The sequence below is a fragment of the Neorhizobium sp. PAMB6630 genome (assembly GCF_058242775.1).
This window is the reverse complement of the sequence record NZ_JBZAYV010000002.1, coordinates 167,085-184,576: the sequence shown is the minus strand read 5'-3', so window position 1 is coordinate 184,576 and position 17,492 is coordinate 167,085. Positions and strand designations below refer to the sequence as shown.

Here is a 17,492-nt window from a genome sequence, read left to right as displayed (position 1 = left end):
CCACAGGTCCAGAAAGCTCTGAGAGACAGAAGGGGATGGGCAGGCCGTTCCCAGGCGAGAGAACGGCCTGCCACCCGTCAGGCCCGCTTGCGCGGACGCTGATCCTGATCCCGGTGCTGCTGCGTGGAACCGCTGGTGCGAAAACGCGACAGCAGTTCGAAGAGGCCGGAGGAAATGCCGACGAGATTTTGCGTCGAGGCGTTGGTTTCTTCCATCAGCGCGGCGTTGCGCTGGGTGATCTGGTCCATGCTGCGCATCGCCGCGTTGATTTCATCGATGCCCGACGCTTGCTCCTTGGCCGATCGGGCAATCAGGTCGATATGCCCGCTGATGGCATTAACGCCATCGCCGATACTGACCAACGCCTCGCCGGTCTTGTTGACAAGGCTGACGCCGCGGGTGACGTCGTTGGAAGACTGGTCGATCAGCGCCTTGATCTCGCGGGCAGCGGCTGCCGATCGCTGGGCCAGCTCGCGCACCTCCTGCGCTACGACGGCAAAGCCCTTGCCTTGTTCGCCGGCGCGGGCTGCTTCGACACCGGCATTCAGCGCCAGAAGATTGGTCTGGAAGGCGATATCGTCGATGACGCCGATGATCTGCGTCATCTTGCGCGACGAGGTTTCGATTTCGCCCATGGCGCTGATCGCCTGCTGCACCACTTCGCCGGAGCGCACGGTTTCGGCAGCCGATACCTTGACGATGGCCTGTACCTCGTTGGTGCGCTGCGCCGAACTGGCGGAAATGGTGGTTATTTCCTCAAGCGCTGCGGCCGTCTGTTCCAGCGCAGAGGCCTGCTGCTCGGTGCGTTTGGCCATGTCGTCGGTGGAGGACGAAATGCCGCTCACTTCGGCGCGCACCTGTTCGACGGCATCGCGGATCTCGCGCATGGCGCCATCAAGTTCCGATACCGAACGATTGTAGTTGGTCTTGATCTTTTCGAATTCCGGAGACAGCGTCTGGCGCACTTCAGCCGTGAGGTCGCGCGCGGCAAGTTCTCGAAGGGCGGTATCAAGCGCGCCGAGCGCCGTCTGCTGCTCCTGCGTCGCCTTTGCCTTTTCCGATTCCACCTGTGCGCGCTCGGAGGCGAGCACGTCAAGATAAACGGAGATGGCATAATCCATATCGAGAAGGGCAGCCTTCACCACAACACAAAGCTGCTCCTCCACGGCCTTTGCCTTCTTCTCCACGAAGAAGCCTTTCAGCTCGGATGCGATAACCGCCTTGATGATACCTTCCACGATCAGCGCATAACCGCCGATATACCAGCGCGGCTCCAGCCCGAGACGGGCATGGGTGCGCCCGACGGTCGATACCGCATCAACGTAGTGTTCGTTGAATTCGGCGGATGCGATGGCATCCCAGTGTTTTTCCTGGCGTGCCTTTGCATGGGCGATGTGGGCCGGGTTGTCGAAGAAGGCGGCGGTATGCGGATGTTTCCGCGCCTTGTCATAGAACGCATCAAGCGCCGGCCCGATGGAGCGGGCAACCAGTGGGCGCATGGAGGACAGGGTGCGGCGCTGGCCTTCGTCGAGGCCCATGAAATCGAGCCGGTCCTTCAGATCCTGAGTTTTTGCGTTCGTCGACATCGATTTCTCCAGGGGCGAGCTGGATCACCAGCATTGATGTATTTTAGCGTTCAATGCTTAATGCAGACTTAGCGTTGTCTCCTGCTTTCTTGTGAACGCAACCGCGGCACAACCGAGATTTGTACGGTTCTCGTCTCCCTTAAAATCTGTGCATGTGTCAGAATGGCGAATCGAAGTTTCGCCCTGCTTCGCTTCCTTTTTGTTCATGTCCTCCCCCCTACAGTCGAAGAAACCCCGATAGACCCATGCTGACCAGCCCCATGTTCCGACGTCCCGACCATCTCGACCAGTATGTCGATCTTGCTTCCGTGCCGCGCCATCGTTTCATCCACAACCATCCGTTCATCGAGCGGTTGCGGCGGGCCGTGCCGTTCGATTTCGTGATGGTGAGTGGCCTCGACCTCGACAAGTTTCGCTTTGGCACTGCGCAATCCATCGATACGGATTTTCCGCCCGCCTTTCTCGAAGCCTATTACGAGGGGCGATATCACCTGACCGATCCCTTTGTGAAACTGTCAAGCATTTCCGAGGGCGTCGTGATCGAGGGCGACGTGCTGAAGGATGTCGTCCTGCCGGAGCGGCTTTCCTATCTGCTCGACACGTTTAATGTGAAAAACCGCACGTTGTTTCCCATCCGGCGCGGCACGCTGATCTATGGATGTGTCGGCTTTACCCGATCGACGCCGTTTCTGGCGGATGAAATCAGCTTTTTTGCCGCCATTGCAGAAGCAGCCCATCGGGAAATCACCCGTCCGCTGGTGGAACGTTTTGCCGCTATCGAGTTGAAACTTTCCGCAGGTGAACTGATCTGTCTTCGGCTTGCGTCCAAAGGCATGACCAGCGATCAGATCGCATCCGAAAGCGGCTATCAGGTGGACACCGTCAACACCTACATCAAGCACGCCACCCGCAAGATCGGCGCCACCAACCGCACGCAGGCGATTGCCGAGGGGATCAGGCGTCGATTGATCGAATAAAAATTCGAACATTCGTCATGTTCATGGGCAAAAACCTGGAAATATACAAGTCGAACATACGGATTTACTAATCCTCAATGAGGTGAGCCTAATTTTTGGCAGTGTCGCGGCGGTTTTGCCGAACATATGGGCAAAATGTCCATGTCCCGTCCGTTTTGTCAGTTCCGGATTTCGTGCCGCTTGTGGCGCGCCAGGTAAGGCGCGGCCTTGATCGATCGATAGGCCGGTTGGAGCTCATAATGCCGTTTTCCGCCGTTTTTTCTTCCGATGCTGAACGCATTGTTGCTGCGATGAACCGCTCGTTTGCGGTGATCGAATTTGATCCGTCCGGCAGAATTCTCAATGCGAACGAGAACTTCTGTGCCGCTATCGGCTACAGGCCGGAGGAAATCAGGGGGCAGCATCACCGCATGTTCGTCGCGCCTGAAGAGGCGATGAGCGCTGAATATACGGAGTTCTGGTCGAAGCTTGCGGGTGGTGAATTCGACCGCCGTCAATACAAGCGCATCGCAAAAGGCGGACGCGAGATCTGGATCGAGGCCTCTTACAACCCGATCCTGAGAAACGGGCGTGTCTACAAGGTGGTAAAGTTTGCAACCGACATTACCGCCATCAAGCTGGAAGCGACCGAAAACGCCGGCAAGATCTCTGCGCTGTCGCGGGCCCAGGCCATCATCGAATTCACGCCTGAAGGCGACATCCTCACCGCCAATGAAAATTTCCTGTCCACGATGGGATACCGCCTGGACGAAATCGTTGGGCGCCATCATTCGATTTTCTGTGAACCGCAATTTGTATCGGCGCCGGACTATGCCCGGCTGTGGCAGGATCTGAAGCGCGGCCAATTCGTGGGCGGCGAGTTCATGCGGCTCGGGCGCGGCGGACGCCAAGTGTTCATCCAGGCATCCTATAACCCGATAATCGACATGGACGGCAAGGTCTTCAAGGTCGTCAAGTTCGCGACCGACGTCACGGAACGGGTCAACAATGTCACGACGCTTGGCTCTGGCCTGAAGGGCATGGCCGCCGGTGATCTCTCCGGCAATATCTATCAGCCGTTCATCCCGTCGCTGGAGCCGCTGCGAACCGATTATAACGAGGCATCCGCAAAACTTCGTGATGCGTTGTCGGCAGTGTCGCGCAATGCGGCTGCCATTGCTTCCGGTTCCGACGAGGTGCGCGGAGCAGCCGACGCGCTGTCGCGCCGCACGGAACAACAGGCGGCATCCGTCGAGGAGACGGCGGCAGCACTTGAGGAAATCACCACAACCGTGCGCGATGCCAGCCAGCGCGCCCAGGAAGCGGGAAGTCTTGTGGAGACAACCCGAAGCGGCGCTGAAAAGTCCGGCTTCGTGGTGCGCCAAGCCATTGCAGCCATGGGCGAGATCGAGGCGTCCTCGCGCGAGATTTCCTCGATTATCGGCGTCATCGACGAGATCGCCTTCCAGACGAACCTGCTGGCGCTGAATGCCGGCGTTGAAGCCGCGCGCGCCGGTGAAGCGGGCAAGGGTTTTGCCGTTGTTGCTCAGGAAGTGCGCGAACTTGCCCAGCGTTCGGCAAAGGCTGCCAAGGAAATCAAAGGCTTGATCAACGCATCTGCCGATCAGGTGAAAAAGGGCGTCGAACTGGTGGCGGAAACGGGCGTGGCGCTGGAGGAGATCGTTGCACGCGTGCGCGATATCTCCACCAATGTTGCGGCCATCGTCGAAGCCTCGCGCGAACAGTCGATCGGGCTGCAGGAGATCAACCAGGCGGTCAATACGATCGACATGGGCACGCAGCAGAATGCCGCCATGGTGGAAGAATCCAACGCCGCCAGCCATGCCTTGGCAACGGAAGCGAGCGCGCTTTTTCAACTCACCTCGAGCTTCCGGCTTGGCGAGAGCAAAAGAAACGACGCCACGCGCCACCGTGAAACGATCACTGCACCGGATTACACCGATGACCGCCCGGCCGCGCGGCCTGTGTCCATATCCCGACGCGCGGCTTCCATAACGCCTGGCGCTGCGGCACGTTCTGTCAAAGCCGAGTGGCAGGATTTTTGATCCGTCCGCCCGTATTTCAAGAGTTTGGCACCCGCCTGGGTCACAAAGCATGTCCGCTTCGTCTTCTGGTCGCGCAGCGCAAGGCCGCGGCCGGGATATATCCCAAACTAAATCGTTATCCGGCGTTTACATTCGCCGGCTAGCGACTATCTCCCCCGATGAAACGCGGCCCCTGAGGTCCCGCGCCGCCCTCCGCTTTGTCCATGACTTTGGATGAACGATGTGCTGTGCGGAATTGACCCGCATTACCGTCGGAGACGTCTTTTGACTGGAACGGACCTGGATCTGGAAGCCTGTGCGCGCGAGCCGATCCGCGTGCCGGGCGCCATTCAGCCCCATGGTGCGCTGTTTGTGCTGCGCCCGCACGACCAGGTGGTCGTTCAGGCGAGCGCCAACCTTTCCGATTACCTTGGGGATGCCGTGGCACTGGGCAGGCCGCCCTCTGCAGCACTTGACGCGGTGATGGCGGCGCTGATGCAGTGGCATGCCGGCAGCGAAGCCTTCTTTCAGACACGCATTTTGGAGCGCAACCTGACGCTTGTCGCCCACCGCGCCGGTTCCTTGATCGTCGTGGAAGTGGAACCCGCCGGGAGCGAGCCGCTGGACGCCATATTTGGTCGCCTGCGCAGTTTTACCCAAAGGCTCTCTGCTGAAAACGATATCACCCGGTCGCTGTCCATCGTCACGCAGTTCATTGCAGGCCTGACCGGTTTCGACCGGGTGCTGCTGTACCGGTTCGACGCGGAGTGGAACGGGCAGGTGGTGGCCGAAAGCGGCAATGGCAGGCTTCCATCCTATCTTGATCTGAGGTTTCCAAGCGGGGATATCCCGGCCCAGGCGCGGGCGCTCTATGCGTCCAACCGGCTGCGCATCATCCCCGATGTGGGCTACCGGCCCGTGCCGCTCAACCCGCCGCTCAATCCGCAAACCGGCGATCAGCTCGACATGAGTTTTGCCCAGCTGCGCAGCGTGTCGCCGGTGCATCTGGAATATATGCGCAACATGGGCACCGGAGCCTCCATGTCGGTTTCCATCATGGTCGACGGCACGCTCTGGGGGCTGGTGTCCTGCCACAGCGTCGAAGCGCATACCGTCCCGCATCCGCTGCGGGAAATCTGCGATTTTGCCGCCGAAGCGCTTGCCATGCGCATTGGCGCGCTGTCGCGGGCAGACGATGCCGCCCGCCGGGTGGAGCTGTCGCAGGTAACGAGCCGATTGCTCGGCGCGATGTCGGCAGAAGCCGATTGGCTGGACGGGCTTTTCCAGGAGGGCGACCTGCTGCTAGAACAGGTGTCGGCACTTGGCGCCTGCGTCATCACGCCGACGCATCTGCGCACGTTTGGTGTAACGCCTGGTGACGAAAATCTGCGCCGGCTCGTGTCGTTTCTGGAGCAACGCGGCGAAGACCGCGAGTTCTTTGCCACGCAGTCACTGGCAAGCTTTTACCCGGCGGCGGAAAGTTTTGCCGACAGCGCAAGCGGCGTTCTGGCCATCCGCATCTCCAGGTTACATGCCAGCTGGCTGATCTGGTTTCGGCCCGAACTGGTGCGCTCGGTGAACTGGGGCGGCAATCCGCACAAGCTGGTGGCCGAGCGCGGCCGCATCCACCCGCGCAAATCCTTCGATGCCTGGCGCGAACTGGTGCGGCTTCAATCAGCGCCGTGGAGCGATGCGGAGCTTTCGGCTGCGCGCGAGCTGCGCTCGGCCATTGTCGGCGTCGTCCTGCGCAAGGCCGAGGAACTGGCACAGCTTTCCAGCGACCTGCAGCGCTCCAACAAGGAACTTGAGGCCTTTTCCTATTCGGTCTCGCATGATCTGCGCGCACCGTTTCGCCACATCGTCGGTTTTGCCGAGCTTTTGCGCGAGCGCGAAAATTCGCTGGATGACAAATCCCGGCATTACCTGCAGACGATTTCGGACGCCGCCGTTTCCGCCGGCCGGCTGGTGGACGATCTCTTGAGCTTTTCCCAGCTCGGGCGCTCCTCCATCGCCTCAAAACCGGTCGACATGAACAAGCTGGTGGCCGATGTCATCAAGTCCGTTAGCCTCTCCAGCCGTGACCGGAAGATAAAATGGTCCGTTTCGGACCTGCCGCCGGCGTTTGGCGATGTGACGCTGCTGCGTCAGGTGTGGTTCAACCTCATCGACAATGCGGTGAAATATACCCAGCCGCGTCCCCAAGCCGAAATCACCATTGCCGGCGTGACCCGCGACGACATGACGATTTACTCCGTGTCCGACAACGGCGTGGGATTTGACATGGCTTACGTCGGAAAACTGTTCGGTGTGTTTCAGCGCCTGCAGCGGGCAGAGGATTTTGAAGGAACGGGGATCGGTCTTGCGCTGGTGCGGCGCATCATTGAACGCCACAATGGAAGTATCGAGGCGGAAGGGGAGGTGGACAAGGGCGCTTGCTTCACCTTCTGCCTGCCGACAGAGAAGAGGAAAGGTCGCGCAATTGCCTGATTTGCGTCCGATATTGCTCGTCGAGGACAGCCCTCGCGATCTTGAACTGACGCTGGCGGCGCTGGAAAAGTGCCAGCTGGCCAACGAAATCGTCATCGCCCGCGATGGTGCGGAAGCCATGGATTATCTCCTGCGCACCGGCCTGCACGATAACCGCACGCACGGCGACCCGACCGTCGTGCTGCTCGACCTCAAGCTGCCAAAGATGGATGGGCTGGAGGTTCTGGAAAAAGTGAAGACGAATGACCGGCTCCGGCATATCCCGATCGTCATGCTGACCTCCTCGCGCGAGGAGCAGGATCTGGTGCAAAGTTACGAGTTGGGCGTGAACGCCTTCGTGGTGAAGCCTGTGGAGTTTAGCGAATTCTTCAAGGCCATACAGGATCTCGGCGTGTTCTGGGCGCTGCTGAACGAACCGCCACCGGGAAATCTACGCAATGCAAAGTCCTGATCCCACCATCCGCATCCTTCTTCTCGAAGACAGCGTGCTGGATGCCGAACTGATTTGCGAACATCTCGAGCGGCTGCAGCCGCAGCCGGACGTTCACCGTGCGGCAAGCCGGGCCGACTATCTTTCAGCGCTCGATGCGACGGAATTCGACGTGATCCTTGCTGATTTCTCGCTTCCCGATTTCGACGGCATGGCAGCACTCGAGCTTGCCCATGAGCGCGTGCCCGAAACGCCGTTCATCTTCGTCTCGGGCGTGCTGGGCGAGGAGGTGGCCATTGAAAGCTTTCGCCGGGGAGCGACCGACTATGTGCTGAAGCAGCGACTGATCCGGCTGGCCGCCGCCGTGGAGCGTGCCCTTTCGGAAGCCCGTGAACGGGCCGAGCGCCGCCGTATCGAGCAACACCGTGAGCTTCTGGTGCGCGAACTCAGCCATCGGGTTAAAAATACCATGGCTATGGTGATGTCGATCGTGCGGCGGACCGCGCGCGGCGCGCAAAACGTCGAGGACTATGTCGAAAACCTGATGGGACGCCTGCGCGCCATGGCAGATGCCCATGCGCTGCTGTTTGAGACAAACTGGAACGAAGCCGACCTTCACGACATGATTACGCGGACGGCTGTCGCCACCCTGCGCGATGCCGAGCGCATTGCGGTTACGCCGGGACCGTCGATCCCGCTTGATCCCCGCGCCGCCCTTGCCATGTCGATGGTGCTGAACGAACTCGTGACCAATGCGGCGAAATACGGTGCGCTAAGCACCGCATCCGGTCGCGTCTCCGTCTCCTGGTCCAGGGAGATGAACAAAGAGGGCCAGCCACTTCTTTGCCTGCACTGGAAAGAGACCGGCGGCCCGCCCGTCCACCCGCCGCAGGATCTAGGCTTCGGCATGACGCTGATCCAGCGCACCATCGAATACGAACTGCTGGGCGACGTGACGATCACCTACCCCGAGACAGGGCTTTCCTGCGACATCTGCTTTCCGCTGGAAAGCACGTGTGATGAGACGCTTGGGACCGAAATTTCGGCAGCACGCCCGGACGGGGTAAACGGCCATTGAGGGTAGTGCAGCTGGAATCAGCCTTTCGCAATGCCAAGGGCCGCGGTTTGAGCTGTAGAGAACCTATAGGGTGCGCTATGACAGCTCGGAATCCCAGCAGCATGAGCAGCTATTAACTCCTCATGCAGCCGGGCAGCACTCTCGATGAGTCTGTGAAAGCAGCTATTTGCTTCAAGGCGAGAGGGGAAAGTTATTGCCAAGCGTGACCAATAATGCCACCTGGGTGAACGTGGAAATAAGATACCCTTTGATGGCGGGCGGCGGCGACCCACCAGTGATAATTGAGTTTGATTTTGCTCCGGGAAGCTATGACCTTGAATGCTGTCGGCAACAGTAAAGTTGCACTTATCACGGGTGTGACCGGCCAGGACGGTTCCTATCTTGCAGAACTGTTGCTCGAAAAGGGCTACATGGTCCATGGTATCAAACGCCGTGCCTCCTTATTCAACACCGCGCGCGTCGATCACATTTATCAGGATCCGCACGTCACCAATGGACGCTTCAAGCTGCATTATGGCGATCTCTCCGACACCTCGAACCTGACGCGTATCATCCGCGATATCGAGCCGGACGAGGTTTACAATCTCGGCGCCCAGTCGCATGTGGCCGTCAGCTTTGAGGCTCCAGAATATACCGCCGATGTCGATGCGATCGGCACGCTCCGCATGCTGGAGGCCATCCGCTTCCTCGGGCTTGAAAAAAAGACACGGTTCTACCAAGCATCGACGTCCGAGCTTTATGGTCTCGTCCAGGAAATCCCGCAGCGGGAGACGACACCGTTCTATCCGCGTTCGCCTTATGCCGTCGCCAAGCTCTACGCCTACTGGATCACGGTCAACTATCGCGAAGCCTATGGCATGTATGCCTGCAACGGCATCCTGTTCAACCACGAGTCTCCCCGCCGCGGCGAGACCTTTGTGACGCGCAAGATTACGCGCGGCCTGTCTAATATCGCCTTGGGTCTGGAGTCCTGCCTGTTCATGGGCAACATCGATTCTCTGCGCGACTGGGGCCACGCCAAGGACTATGTGCGCATGCAGTGGATGATGCTGCAGCAGGACACGCCCGAGGATTTTGTCATTTCCACGGGTCTGCAATATTCCGTGCGCGAATTCATCCAGTGGACGGCGAACGAACTCGGCGTGACGCTGGAGTTTTCCGGCACGGGTGTTGACGAGATCGCGACCGTGGCTGCGGTCACCGGTGATCTGGCGCCATCGATCAAGGTCGGAGACGTCGTCATGCGGATCGATCCGCGTTATTTTCGCCCGGCCGAAGTGGAGACGCTGCTTGGCAGCTCGGACAAGGCCAAGGAAAAGCTGGGCTGGGTTCCCGAGATCACCGCCCAGGAAATGTGCGCCGAGATGGTGGCCGAAGACCATAAGGCGGCGCGGCGCCATGCCCTGCTGAAGCTGCACGGCCTGAGCTTGCCTGTGAGCCTGGAGAGCTGAGCATGGTTTACGACCTGAAAGGCAAGAAGGTCTATGTGGCAGGGCACAGGGGGATGGTCGGTTCGGCCATCGTCCGCCGGCTTGCCTCCGAAGGCTGCGAAATCCTCACCGCTTTGCGCGCCGATGCGGACCTGACGCGTCAGGTTGAGGTCGAAGCCTGGATGGACAAGAACCGTCCGGACGCGGTGTTTCTGGCCGCTGCCAAGGTGGGCGGCATTCTCGCCAATGACACTTTTCCGGCAGACTTCCTCTACGAGAACATGATTCTCGAGGCCAACATCGTCCACGCAGCTCACAAGGTCGGCGTGGAAAAGCTGCTGTTCCTCGGTTCTTCCTGCATCTATCCGAAGTTTGCCGCCCAGCCGATCACTGAGGATGCACTGCTGACCGGGGCACTCGAGCCGACCAATGAATGGTACGCGATTGCCAAGATCGCCGGGATCAAACTGTGCCAGGCCTATCGCAAGCAGCATGGCCACGACTTCATCTCGGCCATGCCGACCAATCTTTATGGTCCCGGCGACAATTTCGACCTGAACTCCAGCCACGTCATACCGGCGCTGATCCGCAAGGCTCATGATGCCAAGACCGAGGGCAAGTCGGAGGTGGTGGTCTGGGGCACAGGCACGCCGCGCCGCGAGTTTCTCCACGTCGATGATTGCGCCGATGCCTGCGTACATCTGATGAAGACCTACTCGGCGGACACCCACGTCAATGTCGGCTACGGCGACGAAGTGACGATCCTGGAGCTGACGCAGCTGGTGTGCCGCGTCGTCGGTTTCGAGGGAGCAATCATCAACGACCTTTCGAAGCCAGATGGTACACCGCGCAAGTTGATGAGCGCCGACAAGCTCCGTGGCCTCGGCTGGACGCCCAGCATCGGTCTTGAGGAAGGGATCCGCAGTGCCTATGCCGCGTTCATCAGCGGACAATTTGCCGAGCGTCGGCAGGAAACCGCCGCATGATCTCATTTATTCTTGATGGGGTGTATGAGCATCATCATCAAGCCTAGCACTACTTTGGCAGATTGGGATACGGAGCTTTCAGCATTTTTGCTGCCATTTCTGGACAAACTCGGACACAAAAAGCGGCGACAGATGTGCCCTCTTTACGTCTGCGGGCTCATTGGATGCGCGCTGAGGCGGCTGGCGATCCTGGCCCGTGGCGAGAGCAAGCCATCTTGGGTCGTGGACGCTGGGACGCAGGCGGACTTCGCGACATTGTGCGCGAGTATGTTGTGGAGCACCTTGCCACAGATGATGCGGTCCTGGTCATTGATGAGACCGGCTTCCTCAAGCAGGGCAAGATATCTTGCGGTGTTTCACGTCAATATACAGGGTCAGCGGGCAAGCTAACGAACTGCCAAATCGGTGTGTTCACCGCCTATGTTTCCGATCGTGGTCATGCGTTTATCGATCGAGCCTTGTACTTGCCAAAGAGTTGGACCAGCGATCCGGCAAGGCTTGCCGCCGCTCATGTTCCTGAAGCTGTAGCCTTCGCTACCAAGCCTGCCCTCGCTGTCGATATGAATCGGCGAGCGCTGACAGCCAAAGTGCCGTTTTCATGGGTGGCAGCAGATGCTGTGTATGGCGTCGGAGACGTCGAAGGAGCGCTGCGCCGAGCCTGCAAAGGTTAAGTTCTTGGGGTTAAATACGACCATCATTTTGGCGCTTGGTCTGGTAAGCCTTTCGTCGCAGGAACGGCTCTTGAGATTGCCCGTGATCTCGATCCGGCTGCATGGCAGCGCCTTTCCGCTGACGATGGCACAAAAGGCGCGCGGCTTCATGACTGGGCCTACTGCGAACTGGCCGATCTCGATGCCGACGAATACAGTGATACGCAAACCGGGCTTTGGACGCGTGGCTTGTTGATCCGGCGCAATATCAGCGATGGCGACCTCGCATTCTTCGTAAGCGCCGTCTCTGTCCCATTGGATCCGCTGCTTTTTGACCATAGCTGGGCATGCGAGAAGACTTCCAGGTGTATCTGGAAGCTGAATGATGGATGATGGATGATGGATTTGTTGGTCGCTATGAGGTCGTTGAGCCGCGCCGCGGTAACCGGCGGTGGCCGGATGATGTGAAGGCTCGTATTGTCGCGGAAATGCCTTGAGCCTGGTGCGCGCGTCGTGGATGTCGCTCGTCGTCACGGTGTTGTAGCAAACCAGCTTTCCGATTGGCGGCGCCAGGCGCGTGAGGGCATTCTGGCCCTGCCGCTTGCGGCGGCACCGACGCCGTCGTCGCAAGATGGTGGCGAGCCGGCATTCGTGCCTCTGGCAATCGCTGCGGAGAACCTTGAGTGAGTGTCAGGAATTTCGTGTACGGGCGTGGGGTTGAACATTTCTGTTTACGCCCTCGCGGCCTGGAAACGATCCGCGAAGAGAACGGCAAATTGCGATTTCGCCATCGCCCATTCCCTCGGTGGCATTTTCCACTCTTTCTCCGATCTGTTCAAGACCAGATACAGGAGTTTCGTCGCCGCCTCATCGGATGGGAAATGGCCCCTTGCGCGCACCGCGCGGCGTAGCTTGGAATTCAAGGCCTCGATGGCATTCGTGGTGTAGATGATCCGCCGCACGTCCTTGGGAAAGGCGAAGAAGGGAATGACCTCCTGCCAGGCACGCCGCCACATCTGGCCGATGGCCGGGAATTTCTGGCCCCATAAGCCTGCTTCGAATGAGGCCAGCGCTGCCTCGGCGGCCTTATCGTCAATGGCCGAATAGATCATTTTCATTTCACGCGCCAAATCCTTGCGGTCTTTCCAAGAGGCAAAATCCAGCGAGTTTCTTAAAAGATGGACGATGCAGGTCTGCACGGTAGTTTCCGGAAAGACCGCGTTGATGGCATCGGGGAAGCCCTTCAGTCCGTCCACGACGGCAATGAGAATATCTTCCACGCCCCGGTTCTTCAGCTCGTTCATGACGCGTAGCCAGAACTTCGCGCCCTCGTTGGTTTCGATCCAAAGGCCGAGGATTTCCTTCGTCCCGTCACCGCAAACGCCGAGCGCGACATGCACGGCCTTGTTGCGCACCGTGCCTTCGTCGCGGATTTTGACCCGAAGCGCATCGAAGAACACCAGGGGATAGACCGGTTCCAGAGGGCGCGATTGCCAGGCCGCGATCTCATCGAGCACGGCATCCGTAACCGCCGAGATCAGGTCCGGCGAAACATCCACGCCATAGAGCTCCTGCACGTGGCCGACAATCTCGCGGGTGCTCATGCCCCGTGCATACATCGAGATGATCTTGTCGTTGAAGCCGGGAAACCGCCGCTGATACTTGGCCAGAAGCTGCGGATCGAAACTCGATTGCCGGTCACGCGGTATCGACAGTTCCAGAGAACCATCGTCTGTCAAAACTGTCTTCTTTCCATAGCCATTGCGGCTGTTGCCGCTGGAATTTTCGCTTGAGAGATGATGATCCATCTCCGCGTTCAGCGCCCGTTCCGCCAGCGCCTTCTTCAACTGGTCGATCAGACCGCCGCCGTCAAAGGCCGTCTTGGCATCGGCCCCGCCAAGCAATTGGTCCAATATCGCGTCCGGAATAATCGGCTCTTTTCGTCGTGCCATGGGTGGTCTCCTTCATACCCATTATGCACGCCCGTACACGAAATTCCTGACACTCCCGATCAGTGGCAAGTGCTGATGCCACCAATGCCACCAGGCCATTCATTCCCCGCCGGAAGTCGACAGGTTGCGTCGCAACCATGATCTTCACTCCACCAGGGGAAAGACAGATCACCGGCGACCCCGCAACGCCGTCACGACCGCTTGCGCCAACTCGGGCGCCACCGAGCCGATCATGGTCAGGCGTGCGCCGGCAATCTCGATCTCAATCCGACATGCGGCGTAGTCGGTGGCATCCGACGGCAAGTGTTCGGTCGCCGTTCGATCGCCAACCACGGCCACAGGCACGAACATCGCCTGCTGCGCGCAGACTTTGGCCGAGCGACGAGAGGTCAGCCCGGCATCCCGACGCCAAACATTCAGCAATCCGCGATTGACGCCCCAGCGCCGAGCGACGGCCGAGATGTTCACATCAGGTTCTGCGCTTTCCGCAAGGATGCGCGCCTTCTCCTCGTCAGTCCAATTCCGCCGCTGGCGCCGACCGGTAATCACCTCGATCCGCCGATATTTTCCCTCATGCCTGGCTTCATCCATGCCTTCATCCATGACTTCAAGCATGGCATCAGCGCGGTCTCCAACCATCCCGTTCAGCTCCTGTAGATGAAGCAGCATATCTCGCGGCTTTGGTCAGAAAAGCAAAGGTGGGATGTTCGTCGCATTCACGAATAAGCTTGCCCAGAGGCGTATAAAGCCCGCCTACATCATCGCATGGTCATGTTGGAGACGAGCGCATCAAGCGGCCGCACGACGAGCTCATTTGAAACTAAAACTGCAACTGTAATGCTAGAAATCCTCTCCAAATTTCCCCGAAGCAAATCCGCTTGGATCTGACTCGGAAATTTAGCATTTACGTAAAGCCTAGATATCGATAGATATCTAAATCCTAGAAAGGTCATTGTTGGTTATTGAATGACTGAAGCCATAGCTAAAACGAAGGTGACATTTGAGCGCTCTTAGCCAAATCCTATTTGTCGGGGTTTGCTTTTTAATCCTTTGGCGTTTTGGTTTGCTGACTGCAAAAGGCACGCCTTGGCATGGGTTATTGTCAGCAACCGCTTGCACATTGTACATTATCTGCCTGTATGGCTCGGCTCATATGCAGGTTGCTGAACTAAGCGGCACAAAACTCTGGGAACCTCACATCCTGCCCTCAACGCAAGCGTCTGAGATAGGGGGTCTTGTATTTAATTGGACCGTAGAGTTAATCGTTGTCCTGCTAGGTGAAATTGTTGCTGTTGCTTTATGGTCGCGTCGTAAAACTACACTCTTAGCCCCCCAGATGCTTCGAGAAAGATCTGAGCACAGTTTCGTCAATCGAAACGCGGCTACGATGCTCATCATTATCGGAACCATATCCACTATTTTGTTCAGAGCGGACCTGGCCACACGAGCAGATGGTGGGCAGGGATTGGTAACTATCCTTAAAACTTGTTTGGTGGTTGGGCTTTGCATTTTAGCATTCAATAATTTTTTCAATCAAAAATTTTATCGTGTTGTATGTTTGGCCGGTCTGCTGGTCCTAATCATTGGTGCAATTCGAAGTCCAATTCTATCTGTGGCGATAGCCTTCTTCGCAGGGAAAATTGCGCGCCAGGAAATAACACCAACTTTGTTGCTGCGTTACTCAATATATGGATTTGTATTCGCTGTTCTAGCTAGTACTATGTCAACTTTCCGCGGCAACCTAGTTTCAGGAAGAGAAGCCGACGTATATAGCGCCTTCATGGAAACGATCGATAATCCATTGGTGGCTATCTATGGTGGAGGCATCGACACTTTGGATGGCTATAGGCTTGCCCAGTATGTTCAACCTGGAGAGAAAGCTCGTCCAGAAAATGTTTTCGTGGCGGTTACGACTTTTATTCCACGTGCTCTCTGGCCAGACAAGCCACAGGATCTTAGTATCGATATAACCTATCGTTATCTACGTTGGGATCAAGGCGGCATGTTCCTGTCTTTGGTTGGATACCTGATGATTGCCTTTGGAGGATATATCGAGGCGCTCGCTGCACTTCTCGTGTTAATGGTCGGCCTGGGCGCCACCTATCAAAGAACGTTCCAAAGTTTCTATGGTTTTTCGGTACTGCTGATGGTATTTCGCTTATTTATAGGCGGATCACCGTTTGATATATATTATTGTCTAGTATACATCGTAATTTATCGACTATCTGGGATTCCATTTAATTACTGGATAAAATTCTCTAAGGCGTCACACCGAAAACGGCTACGCGCATGGTAGTCCTGCCTAAAATGTCACTTTGTCCTGTCATTAGCCTCGTATTGCCGTTTGTTGGCTGAATAAAACGCCGTTATAATGGGGGTAATCACATGAATTTTCACCTTTTATATATTATTCTGTCCTTTGAATTTTTCTTGTAATTATCCAGCAAATTTAACGTTGAGTTTTAATGAGCGTTCCTTGCATTACGTTGACCCTCCCAGTGTCTGTACGGGCGCGAATATTGAGAAAATTCGAATTTTAATTGCGACTCGAGAGTTGAATTAATTTTTTAGTATATTGTATTATTAAAAATCGCCCGGCCGAACCCGTTACATTGCGCACATCTTCAGCACGCTCTCAGCTGCATTCACACTTTAACTATCGGTCCACGTTAACGAAGACTGGAATAATTTTACGGAGACCTGCTTGAGATGAAGGATATAGAATCAAAAGTGCCTTTGATACCTGTGGTAATACTATCAACTGCTGATCTGGATGCCCCAATCTGGACTAATAAGCAACATATCGCTACACGACTGACAGCTGAGCGTGAAGTACATTACATTGAGTCCCTCGGACTGCGTGCGCCGACGTTGAGTGTGAAAGATTTGCTTCGCGTTTCTTCGCGCGCGGCAGCTGTGTTTCGAGTCAAGCGCGCCGCTACTTCCGTCAACAGAAACAAGAAGGGGAGAGAGGGAGTCGATGCGTTGCAGCGGCATTTGCCAATGGTCGTCCCTTTTCATTCATTCTCAATGGTTCGGGCATTGAATCAATGGATCATCTCGCGCCGCATCCTGTCACGCTTACCTAAGCGTTATGCGCTCTGGAGTTTCTCTCCCCTAACCTATGGGCTGGAGGACGGCGCGGAGACTGTCGTATACCATTCAGTCGACCTCTTGCACACGATTGAAGGCATTCCGCGCAAGGCACTGCTTGAGGCTGAACGTCAACTGATCAAGCGCGCGGATGCCGTAATCGCGTCCAGCAATGGCGTTGCAGAGCATCTTCGGACACAGGGAGCAAAGCCATTGGTGTGGGAAAATGTTGCAGACATTAATTTGTTTCAACAAATGCAGGCGCCGAGAGCCGCGCGCGAGCGCCGTGCGATATTTGTCGGGAATCTGACTCCGAGCAAAATTAACTTCGCTCTGCTGGAGGGCATTGTCGCCGAAGGTGTAAAACTTGCATTGGCCGGACCGGTTAGCATTGACGGCACTAAGCGTGATCCTGCGCTCAACCGTCTGTTGGCTTCACCCATGGTCACTTATCTTGGTACTCTGGACCAGCTGGAGATGGCTGGCGAGATCGGCAAGAGTTGGGTTGGGATCATTCCTTATCACCTCAATGAATATACGGCTGGTGTTTTCCCCATGAAAGTCTACGAGTACCTAGCCGCTGGTTTACCGGTTGTGGCAACACATTTGCCGAGTATTGCAGATCGGACGATTCCAGGAGTTTCCCTTGTTGGTCCGGATAATTTCGCTAAGGCTGTCGCTAAGGCTTGCCTAGGAGCCTACGAGCCGCCGGTCGGTGACTTCACCATTAACAGTTGGGAAGCACGCATCGAACAAATAAGAACGCTGCTCGATGCTAAACCGTGACGGGCGGTGGGAG

12 protein-coding genes and 3 pseudogenes are annotated in these 17,492 nt (G+C 57.1%); 11 read left to right on the top strand and 4 right to left on the bottom strand.

Going from position 1 to position 17,492, the window contains the following annotated elements; genetic code table 11:
• Positions 1-77 precede the first annotated feature (77 nt).
• Positions 78-1,586 carry a methyl-accepting chemotaxis protein gene (locus tag AC4CWF_RS19555; protein ID WP_491286907.1) on the bottom strand — a complete coding sequence of 503 codons (1,509 nt, stop codon included), beginning with the start codon at positions 1,584-1,586 and terminating at the stop codon, positions 78-80.
• Positions 1,587-1,831: 245 nt separating this feature from the next.
• On the opposite strand from AC4CWF_RS19555, the gene AC4CWF_RS19550 reads away from it, so the two are divergent.
• The 9 genes and pseudogenes from AC4CWF_RS19550 to tnpA (AC4CWF_RS19510) form a co-directional block, all read left to right on the top strand.
• Entirely contained in the window at positions 1,832-2,563 is a 732-nt protein-coding gene (locus tag AC4CWF_RS19550; protein ID WP_491286906.1) for a LuxR C-terminal-related transcriptional regulator, read from the top strand.
• Between the two features lie 239 nt (positions 2,564-2,802).
• Positions 2,803-4,608 (top strand): methyl-accepting chemotaxis protein, encoded by a 1,806-nt coding sequence (locus tag AC4CWF_RS19545; protein WP_491286905.1) that lies wholly within the window; start codon positions 2,803-2,805, stop codon positions 4,606-4,608.
• A 264-nt stretch (positions 4,609-4,872) separates the two neighbouring features.
• Positions 4,873-7,074 carry an ATP-binding protein gene (locus AC4CWF_RS19540; protein WP_491286904.1) on the top strand — a complete coding sequence of 734 codons (2,202 nt, stop codon included), beginning with the start codon at positions 4,873-4,875 and terminating at the stop codon, positions 7,072-7,074.
• Positions 7,067-7,525, top strand: a complete 459-nt coding sequence (locus tag AC4CWF_RS19535; protein WP_491286902.1) for a response regulator — start codon at positions 7,067-7,069, stop codon at positions 7,523-7,525. Before AC4CWF_RS19540 ends, AC4CWF_RS19535 begins: the two co-directional genes overlap by 8 nt.
• On the top strand, positions 7,512-8,582 hold the full coding sequence (locus AC4CWF_RS19530) for an HWE histidine kinase domain-containing protein (RefSeq protein WP_491286901.1): 1,071 nt from the start codon (positions 7,512-7,514) through the stop codon (positions 8,580-8,582). Before AC4CWF_RS19535 ends, AC4CWF_RS19530 begins: the two co-directional genes overlap by 14 nt.
• A gap of 308 nt (positions 8,583-8,890) precedes the next feature.
• A complete protein-coding gene (gene gmd, locus AC4CWF_RS19525; RefSeq protein WP_491286899.1) occupies positions 8,891-10,033 on the top strand; it encodes a GDP-mannose 4,6-dehydratase in 1,143 nt (380 codons plus the stop codon).
• A gap of 2 nt (positions 10,034-10,035) precedes the next feature.
• A complete protein-coding gene (fcl, locus tag AC4CWF_RS19520; RefSeq protein WP_491286898.1) occupies positions 10,036-10,998 on the top strand; it encodes a GDP-L-fucose synthase in 963 nt (320 codons plus the stop codon).
• Positions 10,999-11,144: 146 nt separating this feature from the next.
• Positions 11,145-11,948: pseudogene (locus tag AC4CWF_RS19515) on the top strand (IS701 family transposase); the annotation flags it as partial.
• Between the two features lie 89 nt (positions 11,949-12,037).
• Positions 12,038-12,332, top strand: a pseudogene (gene tnpA, locus AC4CWF_RS19510) (IS66-like element accessory protein TnpA); the annotation flags it as partial.
• A 47-nt stretch (positions 12,333-12,379) separates the two neighbouring features.
• Here the strand turns inward: tnpA (AC4CWF_RS19510) and AC4CWF_RS19505 are convergent.
• The 3 genes and pseudogenes from AC4CWF_RS19505 to tnpA (AC4CWF_RS19495) form a co-directional block, all read right to left on the bottom strand.
• The gene (locus tag AC4CWF_RS19505; protein WP_491286896.1) at positions 12,380-13,600 is read right to left on the bottom strand and encodes an IS256 family transposase; all 1,221 of its coding nucleotides are present in this window, start codon (positions 13,598-13,600) and stop codon (positions 12,380-12,382) included.
• A gap of 49 nt (positions 13,601-13,649) precedes the next feature.
• Positions 13,650-13,772: pseudogene (gene tnpB / locus AC4CWF_RS19500) on the bottom strand (IS66 family insertion sequence element accessory protein TnpB); the annotation flags it as partial.
• Positions 13,769-14,239 (bottom strand): IS66-like element accessory protein TnpA, encoded by a 471-nt coding sequence (gene tnpA, locus AC4CWF_RS19495; protein ID WP_491286895.1) that lies wholly within the window; start codon positions 14,237-14,239, stop codon positions 13,769-13,771. The gene tnpA (AC4CWF_RS19495) and the pseudogene tnpB, both read right to left, overlap by 4 nt.
• Before the next feature lie 361 nt (positions 14,240-14,600).
• Between tnpA (AC4CWF_RS19495) and AC4CWF_RS19490 the strand changes: the two genes are divergently transcribed.
• Both AC4CWF_RS19490 and AC4CWF_RS19485 read left to right on the top strand, forming a co-directional pair.
• Complete coding sequence (locus tag AC4CWF_RS19490) at positions 14,601-15,896, top strand: hypothetical protein (RefSeq protein ID WP_491286893.1); 1,296 nt, start codon at positions 14,601-14,603, stop codon at positions 15,894-15,896.
• A 413-nt stretch (positions 15,897-16,309) separates the two neighbouring features.
• Positions 16,310-17,479 (top strand): glycosyltransferase, encoded by a 1,170-nt coding sequence (locus AC4CWF_RS19485; protein ID WP_491286891.1) that lies wholly within the window; start codon positions 16,310-16,312, stop codon positions 17,477-17,479.
• Positions 17,480-17,492: the final 13 nt, after the last annotated feature.

Bases quoted from the DNA above. Each gene is read 5' to 3' on its own strand.
- AC4CWF_RS19545 (WP_491286905.1), top strand. From the start codon at position 2,803: ATGCCGTTTTCCGCCGTTTTTTCTTCCGATGCTGAACGCATTGTTGCT.
- AC4CWF_RS19485 (WP_491286891.1), top strand. From the start codon at position 16,310: ATGAAGGATATAGAATCAAAAGTGCCTTTGATACCTGTGGTAATACTA.
- tnpA (WP_491286895.1), bottom strand. From the start codon at position 14,239: ATGGTTGGAGACCGCGCTGATGCCATGCTTGAAGTCATGGATGAAGGC.
- AC4CWF_RS19530 (WP_491286901.1), top strand. From the start codon at position 7,512: ATGCAAAGTCCTGATCCCACCATCCGCATCCTTCTTCTCGAAGACAGC.
- AC4CWF_RS19555 (WP_491286907.1), bottom strand. From the start codon at position 1,586: ATGTCGACGAACGCAAAAACTCAGGATCTGAAGGACCGGCTCGATTTC.
- fcl (WP_491286898.1), top strand. From the start codon at position 10,036: ATGGTTTACGACCTGAAAGGCAAGAAGGTCTATGTGGCAGGGCACAGG.
- AC4CWF_RS19505 (WP_491286896.1), bottom strand. From the start codon at position 13,600: ATGGCACGACGAAAAGAGCCGATTATTCCGGACGCGATATTGGACCAA.
- AC4CWF_RS19550 (WP_491286906.1), top strand. From the start codon at position 1,832: ATGCTGACCAGCCCCATGTTCCGACGTCCCGACCATCTCGACCAGTAT.
- gmd (WP_491286899.1), top strand. From the start codon at position 8,891: ATGACCTTGAATGCTGTCGGCAACAGTAAAGTTGCACTTATCACGGGT.